The sequence below is a fragment of the Streptomyces griseorubiginosus genome, from assembly GCF_001514195.1.
Taxonomy (GTDB): domain Bacteria; phylum Actinomycetota; class Actinomycetes; order Streptomycetales; family Streptomycetaceae; genus Streptomyces; species Streptomyces griseorubiginosus.
The window spans coordinates 561,547-574,045 of the sequence record NZ_KQ948738.1 but is presented as its reverse complement, the minus strand read 5'-3'; the positions used below and the strand labels follow the sequence as shown (position 1 = coordinate 574,045).

11 protein-coding genes are annotated in these 12,499 nt (G+C 70.9%); 1 reads left to right on the top strand and 10 read right to left on the bottom strand.

Features of this window, described 5'->3' with window-relative positions; all coding sequences use genetic code 11:
• Nucleotides 1-78: 78 nt before the first annotated feature.
• On the bottom strand, nucleotides 79-1,515 hold the full coding sequence (locus tag AQJ54_RS25160; protein ID WP_062241127.1) for an RICIN domain-containing protein: 1,437 nt from the start codon (nucleotides 1,513-1,515) through the stop codon (nucleotides 79-81).
• A 456-nt stretch (nucleotides 1,516-1,971) separates the two neighbouring features.
• On the opposite strand from AQJ54_RS25160, the gene AQJ54_RS25155 reads away from it, so the two are divergent.
• Nucleotides 1,972-4,320 (top strand): alpha-L-fucosidase, encoded by a 2,349-nt coding sequence (locus AQJ54_RS25155; protein ID WP_062241125.1) that lies wholly within the window; start codon nucleotides 1,972-1,974, stop codon nucleotides 4,318-4,320.
• A 223-nt stretch (nucleotides 4,321-4,543) separates the two neighbouring features.
• Here the strand turns inward: AQJ54_RS25155 and AQJ54_RS25150 are convergent, their stop codons facing one another.
• From AQJ54_RS25150 to AQJ54_RS25110, 9 genes are read right to left on the bottom strand one after another with little or no spacing between them, the layout of a single operon-like run.
• Complete coding sequence (locus tag AQJ54_RS25150) at nucleotides 4,544-5,251, bottom strand: FadR/GntR family transcriptional regulator (protein WP_062026217.1); 708 nt, start codon at nucleotides 5,249-5,251, stop codon at nucleotides 4,544-4,546.
• Complete coding sequence (locus AQJ54_RS25145; RefSeq protein WP_107121139.1) at nucleotides 5,242-6,255, bottom strand: aldo/keto reductase; 1,014 nt, start codon at nucleotides 6,253-6,255, stop codon at nucleotides 5,242-5,244. Before AQJ54_RS25145 ends, AQJ54_RS25150 begins: the two co-directional genes overlap by 10 nt.
• Nucleotides 6,256-6,311: 56 nt before the next feature.
• Entirely contained in the window at nucleotides 6,312-7,406 is a 1,095-nt protein-coding gene (locus AQJ54_RS25140) for a sugar kinase (RefSeq protein WP_062241120.1), read from the bottom strand.
• Nucleotides 7,403-8,035 (bottom strand): bifunctional 4-hydroxy-2-oxoglutarate aldolase/2-dehydro-3-deoxy-phosphogluconate aldolase, encoded by a 633-nt coding sequence (locus tag AQJ54_RS25135; RefSeq protein ID WP_062241117.1) that lies wholly within the window; start codon nucleotides 8,033-8,035, stop codon nucleotides 7,403-7,405. Before AQJ54_RS25135 ends, AQJ54_RS25140 begins: the two co-directional genes overlap by 4 nt.
• The gene (locus AQJ54_RS25130) at nucleotides 8,032-8,793 is read right to left on the bottom strand and encodes an SDR family oxidoreductase (protein ID WP_062241115.1); all 762 of its coding nucleotides are present in this window, start codon (nucleotides 8,791-8,793) and stop codon (nucleotides 8,032-8,034) included. Before AQJ54_RS25130 ends, AQJ54_RS25135 begins: the two co-directional genes overlap by 4 nt.
• A complete protein-coding gene (locus tag AQJ54_RS25125) occupies nucleotides 8,790-9,833 on the bottom strand; it encodes a zinc-dependent alcohol dehydrogenase (protein WP_062241114.1) in 1,044 nt (347 codons plus the stop codon). The genes AQJ54_RS25130 and AQJ54_RS25125 overlap by 4 nt, the downstream gene beginning before the upstream one ends.
• Nucleotides 9,830-10,267 carry an RbsD/FucU domain-containing protein gene (locus tag AQJ54_RS25120; protein WP_062241112.1) on the bottom strand — a complete coding sequence of 146 codons (438 nt, stop codon included), beginning with the start codon at nucleotides 10,265-10,267 and terminating at the stop codon, nucleotides 9,830-9,832. Before AQJ54_RS25120 ends, AQJ54_RS25125 begins: the two co-directional genes overlap by 4 nt.
• Nucleotides 10,267-11,160 (bottom strand): amidohydrolase family protein, encoded by an 894-nt coding sequence (locus AQJ54_RS25115; protein WP_062241110.1) that lies wholly within the window; start codon nucleotides 11,158-11,160, stop codon nucleotides 10,267-10,269. Before AQJ54_RS25115 ends, AQJ54_RS25120 begins: the two co-directional genes overlap by 1 nt.
• On the bottom strand, nucleotides 11,153-12,478 hold the full coding sequence (locus tag AQJ54_RS25110; protein ID WP_062241107.1) for an L-fuconate dehydratase: 1,326 nt from the start codon (nucleotides 12,476-12,478) through the stop codon (nucleotides 11,153-11,155). Before AQJ54_RS25110 ends, AQJ54_RS25115 begins: the two co-directional genes overlap by 8 nt.
• Between the last annotated feature and the right edge of the window lie 21 nt (nucleotides 12,479-12,499).

Here is a 12,499-nt window from a genome sequence, read left to right as displayed (position 1 = left end):
AGCGTGATCCGCCAGAGAGGGTGCTCCTCGGGACGCGACGAACCCCTGCCGTCCGGCAGGGGTTCGCGGCCGCGGCCGTCAGGCGGTGCGCTGCTGGAACTGCTGGTTGGTGCCGGTGCCGCAGGTCCACTGGATGAGGCGGGCGCCGTTGGCGGTGGAGGCGTCCTTCACGTCCAGGCACTTGCCGCTGTGCCGGGCGACGAGGTGGTAGTAGCCGTTGCCCTGGTCCTGCAGGAGCCACTGCTGGTTGGTGCCGGTGGTGCACTTGTACTGGTTGACGTAGGCGCCGTCCGCGGTGGAGGCGTTGGCCACGTCCAGGCACTTGCCGCTGTGCTCGGCGACGACCTGGACATAGCCGCTGCCGGCGTCGGTGAGCCGCCACTGCTGGTTGAGGCCGCTGTTGCAGTCGTACTGCAGGACGACCGCGCTGTCGGCGGCGGAGTTGTCCGAGACGTCGACGCACCTGCCGCTGTGCCGGGTGACGAGGTTGTAGTACGGGCCGCCGCCCACGCCAGTGACGGTTCCGGCCGCCGTGTCGACGGCGATCTGCGGGTACCACGGCAGGTCCATGGTGGTGTTGGTGGGGAAGGTCAGCGGCAGCCAGACGTACTGGGAGTCCTCGACCGTGCCGCCGATGGAGTTGCCCCAGCGGTCACCCATGTACAGGTACGAGGTGCCGGCGGTGCCCTGGACGGGCAGGACGAAGGCCGTCTGGGAGCCGTAGGCCGTGTCGTTGCCGACGTCGGTCATCGCGGTCCAGGGACCGGCCAGGCTGGTGGCCGTGGCGTACCGCTGCTGGTTGGGCTTCCAGCCACTGTTGCCCGAGGTGAGCATGAAGTAGACACTGCCCCGCTTGAACAGTGCCGGAGCCTCGCGGTAGGTGCCGGGCCACGGGTTGGCGACCAGGCTTGCGACCCCGGTGTAGTCGGCGGTGAGCTTGAAGATGTCGAGGTCGGCGTTCTCGTTGGCGGAGGAGACCAGATAGGCCGAACCGTCCGTGTCCTTGTACAGGGTCATGTCGCGCGAGGTGATGCCGAGCGGCCGGAAGCTGCCCAGGTAGGTGTAGGTGCCGTCGACCGTGTCCGACACCGCGACCGCGACGCGGGCCTGGGTGTAGTCGGTGGCCAGCTCCTTGTGCATCCACATGACGTACTTGCCGGTGGTGCTGTTGTAGATGACCTTGGGCCGCTCGATGTTGGCGGTGGCGAGCTCGGCCGCGCTGCTCTGCGTGAGGACGTTGTTGCGGAACTCCCAGGTCTTCAGGTCCGTCGAGCGGTAGACCGACACGTACTTGAAGGAGTTGTCGGGATTGCGGTTCTCGCCGAACCAGTAGTAGTACGTGCCGACCTTGAGGACGCCGCCGCCGTGGGCGTGGACCACGGCTCCGGTGGTGTCGGTGAACTGGGTCGCGTTGGTCACGGTCACGGAGGCGGCCTGCGCGGGCGCGCCGATGGCCAGCAGCCCGGACACGCAGACGAGTACGGCGGACAGCAGCAAGCAGACACGACGGAGCATGGCGGTTCCCTCTTCGAAAGCCGGCGAGAAGGCAGGCGCCGGCGCCGGGTTCGGCTCCTCCCGGGTGGCGGCTCATCCACCCGGGGACTTGGATAAATGTCGGAAGGTGTGCGTTTCTGCTGGAGCACCGTAGGGCTCGGCAAGGGCCTCGTCAACGCTTCGAACGAATCCGATGTCGACCCCCTCGCCCCTGAGTCGCTCCTGTAGACATCCTATGTATTGCTTGATCAGCAAGGCGTCATCGGCGTCTTCTCAGGCTCCACACGGAAACTTGTGTCATCACTCTGGACAGAAGCGCCGTGCGTATTCCTTAATCCATCCAATGTCTTCGGGTGGAGTCGGAGGGAGAGGGGGACTCTCATCGCCCCCGCGGGGGCCCCGGCCGAGCCGTGCCGCCGCCTGACCCAAGGCCGCCACCCCGGGCGTCTCCATGACGATCAAACAGGAGGAACCACGTTGCCGGAATCCATCTCACGCAGATCGGTGCTCGCCGGCATGGCGGCCATGACGGTGGCCGCCTCGGTCGGCTCCCTCGCGATGACCACACCCGCCTACGCCGCAACGGCCACCGATCCCCTGCCCCTGCCGCCTCTGCGCATCCCCAAGACCGACCTGGGGCTGGAGCAGCAGCCCGACGCCAAGATCCAGTGGCTGCAGGACGCCAAGCTCGGCATGTTCATCCACTGGGGTGTCTACTCGGGCCCGGCCAAGGGCGAGTGGTGGATGCACAACGCCCCCGTCACGCCGTCCGACTACCAGAAGTACGTCACCGACGCCACGAGCGAGCAGTTCACCGCGGACGCCTACGACCCCACGGCGTGGGCGCAGTTGGCCAAGGACTTCGGGGCGAAGTACGTGACGCTGACGACGCGTCACCACGACGGGTTCGCGCTGTGGCCGCTGAACCACCCCAACAGCTGGAACAGCGGACAGGCCCCGCTCAGCCGGGACTTCGTCAAGGACTACGTGGCCGCCGTACGAGCGGCCGGACTGAAGGTGGGTCTGTACTACTCGCCGATCAACTGGCGCTACCCCGGCTACTACGACGTCACCGGCACCAACTGCGCGACGAATCCCTGGGGTTACACCACCGATCCGGCGCACAAGGAGAACGCGCGGATCATGAAGAACGAGGTGTACGAGTCGGTCAAGGAGCTGGTCACCCAGTACGGCGTCATCGACGACCTGTGGTGGGACGGCGGCTGGCTGGCGGAGAAGGGCAGCGACGCCGACGCGGCGTTCTTCTGGGAGCCCGGCCAGTACCGGGACACCACCAACCAGTGGCCGGTGGACGCCGCCTACGGCGAGAACGACGCCAGTGGCAAGCCGCTGGGTCTGATGGGCATGGTGCGCAAGCACCAGCCCGACATCGTCGCCAACCTGCGGTCCGGCTGGACGGGCGACTACATCAACGACGAGGGCCCGGGGGTTCCCACCGGGGCGATCCGCACCGGCAACCTCGTCGAGAAGGTCTTCACGGTCGGCAGTTCCTGGGGCTACAACTCCGACAACAAGGTCATGAGTTACGGCACCGCGATGAACATCCTGGTCAACTGCTGGGTGCGGAACATGACCGCGATGGTCAACGTCGGCCCGGACCGGCACGGCACCGTCTCCTCGGGCCAGGCGAGCCTGCTGCGCCAGATCGGCAGCTTCATGACCGCCTGCGGTCAGTCCGTCTACGGCACCCGTGGCGGGCCGTGGAACCCGGCCGACGGCCAGTACGGCTTCACGTACAAGGACAACACCTTCTACGTCCACCTGCTGCCCGGCTACACCGGCACCTCCTTCACCACCCCGTCGATCGGGGACGCCCAGGTCACCCGCGTCTTCGACGTGCGCTTCGGCACCACCCTGTCCTACACGGTCGGAAGCGACGGCCGGGTCGCCGTCAGCGGCATCGACCGCACGACCCATCCGCAGGACAGCGTCGTCGGCGTCACCCTGGACCGGTCCGTGCAGCCCGCGGACATCGCCCCCGGCAAGACCGCCACCGCCGACAGCGAGGAGACCTCCAAGGGCAACACCGCGGGCAAGGCCGTCGACGGGTCCACCGCCACCCGCTGGTGCGCGAACAACGGCAACACCGGCCACTGGCTGAAGGTCGACCTCGGCTCCACCCGCTCCCTCACCGGCACCCGCATCGCCTGGGAGCTCGACAAGACCAACTACCAGTACAGGATCGAGGGTTCGACCGACAACACGACCTGGACCGTGCTCGCCGACCTCACCGCGACGGCGAGCACCAGCCAGGTGCAGGTCGCCCAGTTCCGGGCGCAGGCGCGCTATGTGCGCGTCACCGTCACCGGGCTGCCGACCGGCGTGTGGGCCTCCATCCGCAACCTGGAGGTCTACGACCGGCCCTTCGGCGCGGACCTGGGCACCTTCAAGCTGGTCAACCGCAAGAGCGGCAAGGTGCTGGACGTCAAGGACGCCTCGACCCTCGACGGCGCCAACATCATCCAGTACCCCTGGGGCGGCGCCGGCAGCACCAACCAGCAGTGGAAGCTGCTGCCGAACGCAGACGGTTCCTACCGGCTGGTCAGCGTCAAGAGCGGCAAGGCACTCGAAAGCCCCGACGGCTCCACCCAGGGCGCGATCCTCGACCAGTCGACCGACGACGGCGGCGACAACCAGTGGTGGAACCTGGTCCCCTCCAAGACCAGCGGCTACTACCGCCTCGTCAACGTCCACACCGGCTGGTGCGCCGACGTCAAGGACGCCTCGACCGCCGACAGCGCCTACGTGATCCAGTGGCCCACCACCGACGGCTCCAACCAGGACTGGCAGCTCGTCGCCCTCTGAACGCACGGGCCGTGGTGCCGGGCCCCGCGGGCGCCCCGGCACCACGGCCCACACCACCTGCGTCGCTTCCAGCGCCCACCGCGTCCCCGCTCCGTCCCCTCCCTCTCCGCCCCAGGTCACGCTCCTGCGCCGACGCTGGAGAAGGTCCTCTTCAACTGGCCGCCCACCACCGGCAGCAACCAGGAACACATGGTGGAAGTGCCGGCCCGCGCGTCATCGGCGTCTATCTGAGGGGAGGAGCCTCGCCGGAGCGCAGATGCTCCCTGAGCGACTGTTCGGTGGTGCTCACGTGCAGCAGCGCGGCGGCCTGGCTCAGGGCGGGGTCGCGGATGGACAGGGCGTTGAAGATCGCCTCGTGTTCGGCGAGGGTGCGCCCCGATGCCTGGGTGTCGACCAGGCCACGCCAGATGCGGGCGCGCAGGGTGCGGCCGGAGATGCCTTCCAGCAGGGTGAGCAGGGTTTCGTTGCCGGTGGCCGAGATCACCTCCCGGTGGAAGGCGGCATCATGGGCGGTGAGCCGTTCGATGTCGTCGCGTGCCTCGCGCATCGCGTCGAGGTGCCCCTTGATCTCGGCCAGTTGTCCGTCGGAGATGCGGGTGGCGGCGAGGGCGGTCGCGGCCGGTTCGAGCAGTCGCCGCACCTCCATGAGGTCCTGCAGGGCGGTCGAGTCGCCCTGCAGGAGTTCCACCGCTCCTCCCAGGCCCTCCAGCAGCAGACTCGGCTGCAGGCTGGTGACATACGTCCCGTCGCCGCGCCGGACCTCCAGGACCCTGGCGACGGCCAGTGCCTTGACCGCCTCCCGGGCCAGGTTGCGCGACAGTCCCAGCTGCGCGGCCAGGTCCTGCTCCGGTGGCAGCTTCGAGTTCGGCGGCAGCGCACCGGTGCGGATCAACTCACGCAGCTGGTCTATGGCCTTGTCCGTCAACGACACCGAGGGCTCCCTTCCGGGACGCTCACCGCGGGCGCGTCCGAGCGGACCAGTCCCTGGGCCCGGAGATCGTCCCAGAGGCCGTCGGGGACGGGCAGGCGGTGCAGTTCCGCGTTCCGTGCGACCTGTTCCGGGTTCCGCATCCCGAGCGTGACGTTGACGACGGACGGGTGCGTGAGGGGGAAGGCGATCGCCGCGGCCGGCAGGGTCGTGCCGTGCGCGGCACAGACGTCGGCGATGGCCAGGGCACGCTCGACCAACTCGGGCGGGGCGTCCTGGTAGTCGTACTTCATGCCCTCGGCGGGCCGGTCCTGGGAGAGGAGGCCGGAGTTGAACACGCCGACGGCGACGACGCTCTTGCCGAGTTCCTGCGCGGCGGGCAGGACGTCGTCGAGGGCGGACTGGTCGAGGAGGGTGTAGCGGCCGGCCAGCATGACCACGTCGGCGGCGGTCTCGCGCAGGAAGCGGGCGAGCATGGCGGACTGGTTCATGCCGGCGCCGATCGCCCCGATCACGCCCTGGTCGCGGAGTTCGGCGAGCGCGGGCATGGCCTCGTCGGCGGCCTGCAGCCAGTGGTCGTCGGGGTCGTGCAGGTAGACGACGTCGATGCGGTCCAGGCCGGTGCGCTCCAGTGTCTCCTCAAGGGAGCGAAGCACGCCGTCGCGGCTGAAGTCCCACTGCCTGCGCACGTCGTCCGGCACCATGAAGCCTTCGCTGTCGACGCCGCGGGGCCGCTCGTTGGGGACGAGCAGACGGCCGACCTTGGAGGAGACGACGTACTCGTGGCGTGGACGCCCCCGCAGGGCCGCTCCCAGGCGGCGCTCGGAGAGGCCGAGCCCGTAGTGCGGCGCAGTGTCGAAGTAGCGGATACCGGCGTCCCAGGCCGCCTCGACCGCGGACCGGGCGTCGTCCGCGGGGGTGACTCGGTAGAGATTGCCGATCACGGAGGCCCCGAAGCCGAGTTCCGTCAGCCCGACGGGGGTGTTCGTGATCTTCCGCTGCCTCATGGTCCGATGCGTCATCTGTGCTCCCGTTGCGGTGTGGTGCGGTGGCCGAGGGCCGGTCATCGTCTGACGGCGGCCGAGCCACCCGCCATGAGCGCCTCGACCTCCGCGAGTGAGGCCATGGAGACGTCACCGGGCGTGGTCATGGCCAGTGCGCCGTGGACGGTGCCGTAGCCCAGAGCGCGGTGCAGGCGGGCGGCATCCAGAGGGCCCGTGGGCCTGACGCCGGCCGACGAGCCGCCCTCGTCGCCGTCGCCCGTCAACAGGCCGTAGATCAGTCCGGCCGCGAACGCGTCACCCGAGCCGATGCGGTCCAGGACGTGCAGGCCGGGCATCCGCGGGCCGCGGACGAACCCGGTCCGGGCCGACCAGGCGGCCGAGGACCAGTCGTTGACCCCGGCCGAGGGCACGTCCCGCAGGGTCGTCGCGAGCACCTCCGCCTGCGGCAGGAGTTCGGCCACGGCGACGAGCGCGTCCTGCACCTCGTCCGCCAGGACCCGCAGTGCCCCCGGCCACGGTCCCGCCAGGCCCAGGGCGCCCACGACGACGTCGGCGTGCCGGGCGAGCCGCAGGTCGACCTCGCGTGCCCGCTCCGCGCCGCCCCGCCCGTCCCAGAGACTGGGGCGGTAGTTGGGGTCGTAGGACACCGTCACACCGTGCCGCCGAGCGGCCGTCATGGCCTCGTCGGCGACGTCCACGGTGGTGTCGGACAGGCCGGCGAAGATGCCGCCGGTGTGGAACCAGCGCACCCCGGCCGAGAACACGGCGTCCCAGTCCACGTCTCCCTTGCGCAGCTGCGAGACGGCTGTGCCCGCGCGGTCGCTGACGCCGAGCGCGCCCCGGATGCCGAAGCCGCGCTCGACGAAGTTCAGGCCGTTGCGGGCGGTGCGGCCGATGCCGTCGGCGGGCACCCAGCGGATCAGTGACGTGTCGACCCCGCCCTGGAGCATCAGGTCCTCGACGAGGCGTCCGACCGCGTTGTCGGCCAAGGCGGTGACGACGGCGGTGCGCAGGCCGAAGCAGCGGCGCAGTCCGCGCACGACGTTGTACTCGCCACCGCCCTCCCACACCTGGAAGGTGCGGGAGGTACGGATGCGGCCCTCACCGGGATCGAAGCGGAGCATCACCTCGCCGAGGGCGATCACGTCGGTCACGGCGCGCTCCCGTGCACGGCCTCGGCGGTCAGCCGGCGAATCTCCCCGTACTCGCCCCGCTCCAGATGGACGGCGGTGGCCATCCAGCTGCCGCCGACGGCGAGGACCGCCGGGTGGGCCAGGTAGGCGGGCAGGCGCGATGCGTCGATGCCGCCTGTCGGCACGAACCGAGCCTGCGGGAAGGGCGCCGCGAGGGCGCGCAGCATCGGGAGGCCGCCGAGGGGTTCGGCGGGGAACAGCTTGACGGTGTCGAGGCCGGCCCGCAGGGCGCGCATCAGCTCGGTGGCGGAGGCGACGCCGGGCACGACGGGCACCGCCAACTCCCGGCACTTGGCGACGACATCCTCGTCGAAACCGGGAGAGACGACGAACCGGGCCCCGGCAGCCACGGCCCGCTCGGCCTGCTCGGGGGTGAGCACGGTGCCGGCGCCGACCGCCAGGCCACCGTGGGCCGCCATCGCCTTGAGCGCCTGCTCGGCGTCCGGGGTGCGGAAGGTGACCTCGGCGCACCGGGCGCCGCCCGCCGCGAGCGCGTCCGCCAGCGGACCGGCGCTCGCGGCGGAGGGCACCGTCAGTACCGGCATGAGACGGGCACCGGCCAGTACGGAGGCCAGGGTGTTGCCGGTCATCGGCCGAGCCATCCGCCGTCGACGGGGAGGACGGTGCCGTGGATGTAGTCGGCGGCGGAGGAGGCGAGGAAGACGGTGGCGCCGGCGAGGTCGTCGGCGTTGCCCCAGCGGGCGGCCGGGATGCGCTCCAGGATGGCCTTGCTGCGGGCGGGGTCGTCCTGGAGGGCCTGGGTGTTGTCGGTGGCGATGTAACCGGGCGCGATGGCGTTGACGTTGACGCCGTGCGGGGCCCACTCGTTGGCGAGCGCCTTGGTCAGGCCTGCGATGCCGTGCTTGGCGGCGGTGTAGCCGGGGACGGTGATGCCGCCCTGGAAGCTGAGCAGGGACGCGGTGAAGACGATCTTGCCCTGGCCGCGGGCGACCATGGTGGCGCCGACGGCGCGGGTGAGGGCGAACTGGGCGCTCAGGTTGACCTGGAGGACCAGGTCCCAGTCGGCGTCGCTGTGCTGGGCGGCCGGGGTGCGGCGGATGGTGCCGGCGTTGTTGACCAGGATGTCCACCGGACGCTGTCGGCCCGCGAGGTCCTCGCCCAGGGCCCGCACCGCCTCGGGGTCGGCGAAGTCGGTGCGGATCGCCTCGAAGGTCCGGCCGGCGGCGGTGACGTCCTTCTCCACCGCGCTGCCGGACTCCTCCAGCGAGGCGCTCACCCCGATGACGTCCGCGCCGGCCTCCGCGAGAGCCCGGGCCATGGCGCGGCCGATGCCGCGCCGGGCGCCGGTGACGACGGCGAGCTTGCCTGTCAGATCAAAGGCGTTCACTGGACGGCTCCCTGGGCCTCGTCGGTGCAGTCCACCAGGATCTTCATCACGTTTCCGCCGCCCTCCAGCGCCTCGAAGGCAGCCGGTGCGTCGGTCAAGGGCACGATCTTGGTGATCAGCCGGTCTGCGGGGACGGCACCCTCCGCGACCAGGGACACGGCTCGTTCGAAGTCGGAGCGGTCGTACAACCGGGCACCGACGAGGGTGAGTTCGCGCCAGAAGAAGCGGTGCAGGTTCACCTCGCGGGGCCGGGAGTGGATGGCGACCAGGCACAGCCGGCCGCGCACGCCGAGCACGTCGACGGCCGTCTCCACGCCCCCTTGCGCGCCGGACACCTCGAAGGCCACGTCAGCCCCCGCGTCGGCGGTCCACTCCGAGACCAGCGCGCTCACGTCGGTGGCGGCGGGGTCCCAGGTGCTCAGTCCCAACTCCTCGGCGAGCGACCTGCGGTGGGCGTTGAGTTCCACCACCCGCACGTCTCCGCCGGCGGCCCTGGCGGCCAGGGCGATCAGGACGCCGACGGGGCCGCCGCCGACCACGACGACCCGCTCGCCCTCGCGCACCTGGGCGCGGCCGACGTCGTGCACGGCGACCGCGGTGGGCTCGACGAGCGCTGCCTGGTCCAGCGGGAGGGAGTCGGGCAGTCGTATGAGGGTGGAGGCGGGGACGGTCCAGCGCTGTTGCATGGCGCCGGGGGAGTCGATGCCGATGAAGTCGAGGTGTTGGCAGATGTGCTGGTGGCCGTTGCGGCAGGCGGGGCAGGTGTCGTCCCAGCGCAGCGGCATGACGGTGACTGCGTCACCGGGTGCCCAGCCCTCGACGTCCGGGCCGACGCGTACGACGCGTCCGGACATCTCGTGCCCGAGGACGGCGGGCGCGCTGACCCGGGCGTCCATGTCGCCGTGGAAGATGTGCAGGTCAGTACCGCAGATCCCGACGAAGGCGGGGGCGATCTCCACCTCACCGGGGCCGGGCGGCGCCGTCTGGGCGGGTGCGGTGTCCAGGGTGCGGGCGGAGGTGTAGCGGACGGCGAGTGTCATCGTGGGGTCAGGGTCCCTTCAGCGCGGACGCCGATGGTCAGCAGCAGGTTGGCGTAGGTGCGGATGTCGGCGGTGACGACGACGAGGGCCAGGTCGGGGGAGCGGGCGGCGTCGTAGAACTCGAAGCGGCCGAGGGTGTCGAGGGGGACGGGCGCCAGCATCGAGCGGTACTCGGCGATGGCCGCCGGCTCGGGCTCGCCCTCGGGCGGCACCATCACCTGCGCCGACTCCACGGGAAGGGCCCGCAGCAGCACGTCCAGGACGGTGGTGACGTCCAGGGTGCCCGGCGCGAGATTGAGGTGGACGGTTCTGGCCCGTTCACCGGTGGCGGTGCTCGCGGGGTAGTGGCCGTCGGCGAGCAGGACACGGGCGCCGTGTCCGGCACCCGCCAGGGCTTCGAGGATGCCCGGGTGCAGGAGTTCGGTCAGCAGCATCAGGTGCGCTCCTTCCTTCGCGCGGGATCGAGGCCGTAGAACGCGGTGGCGGTTTCGGTGAGGACCGCCCCGGTCTCGGCGGCGGAGCAGCCGTCGAGGAGTTCCTCCACGGCGGCGGCCCAGCGGTTCCAGCCGCCGGCGAGGACGCAGACCGGCCAGTCCGAGCCGAACATCAGGCGCTCGGGTCCGAAGGCGGCCAGCAGGGTCTCCCACACCGGCCGGATGTCGTCGACGGTCCACTTCGCGGGGTCGGCCTCGGTGATCAGGCCCGACACCTTGCACCGCACGTGGGGGTGCGCGGCCAGCCGTCGCACGCTCCGCTCCCAGTCCTCCAGGTCACGTCCGGCGACGGGAGGCTTTCCGGCGTGGTCGAGGACCAGGGGAAGGCCGGGGAGACGTTCGGCCAGACGGATCGCCTGGGGGAACTGGTGGTCGCGGATCAACAGGTCGTACCCGAGGCCCCGTTCGGCCACCGCCCGCAGTCCCCGCTCCACCGAGGGCCGTTGGAGCCAGGCGGCGTCGGACTCGCCCTGGACGAGATGACGTACGGCCCGCAGATACCCACCGCCGGGCCCGGCGCGCAGCGCGTCCAGTACGTCGCCGACCGCCGGGGAGGTGAGGTCCACCCAGCCGACGACCGCGCCGACGAGCGGGGTGTCGTCGGCGAGGGCGAGGAACTCGCGCGTCTCGTCGACCGAGGCCACGCACTGGACGAGCACGGTGCGCTCCAGCCGCCGTCCCGCGATCGGCCTGGTCGCGGCGGTGCGCAGGTCGTCGACGCCGTGGCTGCGGCGGATCGGTTCGTGACCGGGTTCGTCGAGCCAGGACTGCGGCCGGGTGTCGAGGTCCCACACATGGTGGTGGGCGTCGATGAGGACCTGGGCGTCAGGCACGGGCCGTCCACACGGGGCCGTCGGGGTAGGTGTACTCCTTGAGGGACTCGGGGTGCATCTGGGCGCTGAGGCCGGGGAGCGTGGGGGCGAGGTAGTGCCCCTCGGCGATACGGACCGGGTCGACGAAGTGCTCGTGGAGGTGGTCGACGTACTCGATGACCCGGTCCTCGGTGGTGCCGGAGACGGCGATGTAGTCGAACATCGACAGGTGCTGCACCATCTCGCACAGTCCGACACCGCCCGCGTGCGGGCAGACCGGCACCCCGAACTTGGCGGCGAGCAGCAGGATGGCGATGTTCTCGTTGACACCGCCGACACGGGCGGAGTCGATCTGCACGATGTCCACCGCGCCGGCCTGGAGGAGCTGCTTGAAGACGACCCGGTTGGCGATGTGTTCGCCGGTGGCGACCTTGATGGGGCTGACGCCCCTGCGTACGGCGGCGTGGCCGAGGATGTCGTCGGGGGAGGTGGGCTCCTCGATCCAGTACGGGTCGTAGGGGGCCAGGGCGCGCATCCAGTCGATGGCGGGCTGGACGTCCCATCTCTGGTTGGCGTCCACCGCGATGCGGATGTCCGGACCGACGGTCTCGCGGGCGACGCGCAGGCGCCGGATGTCGTCCTGGAGATCGGCGCCGACCTTCAGCTTGATCTGGGTGAAGCCGTCCGCGACGGCCTCGCGGGACAGGCGGGCGAGCTTCTCGTCGGAGTAGCCCAGCCAGCCGGGGGTGGTGGTGTACGCCGGGTAGCCGCGCTCCAGCAGGTGGTTGACGCGCTCCTCGCGACCGGGCTCGGCCCGGCGCAGGATCTGAAGGGCCTCCTCGGGGGTCAGGGCGTCGGAGAGCCAGCGGAAGTCGACCTGGGCGACCAGCTCCTCGGGCGACATCTCGCCGAGGAAGCGCCACACGGGCTTGCCCGCGCGCTTGGCGGCAAGGTCCCAGGCGGCGTTGACGACCGCTCCGGTGGCCATGTGGATGGCGCCCTTCTCCGGTCCGAGCCAGCGCAGTTGGGGGTCGTGGACCAGGGAGCGGGAGAACGCGCCGAGGTCGGCGCAGACCTCGTCGACGGAGAGGCCGACCACGTGCGGGGCGAGGGTGGCGATGGCGGCGGCCTGGGCGTCGTTCCCGCGGCCGGTGGTGAAGGCGAGGGCGTGTCCCTCCAGCCCATCACCCGCGTCGGTGCGCAGGACGACGTAGGCGGCGGAATAGTCCGGCTCGGGGTTCATCGCGTCCGACCCGTCGAGGTGTTCGGAGGTGGGGAACCGCACGTCCAGGACGTCCAGGGCGGTGATGCGGGCGGAGGCGGGCAGAGTGGAGGACATGGCGGCAACTCCTGTGAGGGC

What these genes read in the sequence shown, in the direction of transcription:
- AQJ54_RS25160 (WP_062241127.1), bottom strand. Translation starts at nt 1,515, where the DNA reads ATGCTCCGTCGTGTCTGCTTGCTGCTGTCCGCCGTACTCGTCTGCGTG.
- AQJ54_RS25145 (WP_107121139.1), bottom strand. Translation starts at nt 6,255, where the DNA reads ATGAGGCAGCGGAAGATCACGAACACCCCCGTCGGGCTGACGGAACTC.
- AQJ54_RS25125 (WP_062241114.1), bottom strand. Translation starts at nt 9,833, where the DNA reads ATGACACTCGCCGTCCGCTACACCTCCGCCCGCACCCTGGACACCGCA.
- AQJ54_RS25135 (WP_062241117.1), bottom strand. Translation starts at nt 8,035, where the DNA reads ATGACCGGCAACACCCTGGCCTCCGTACTGGCCGGTGCCCGTCTCATG.
- AQJ54_RS25110 (WP_062241107.1), bottom strand. Translation starts at nt 12,478, where the DNA reads ATGTCCTCCACTCTGCCCGCCTCCGCCCGCATCACCGCCCTGGACGTC.
- AQJ54_RS25120 (WP_062241112.1), bottom strand. Translation starts at nt 10,267, where the DNA reads ATGCTGCTGACCGAACTCCTGCACCCGGGCATCCTCGAAGCCCTGGCG.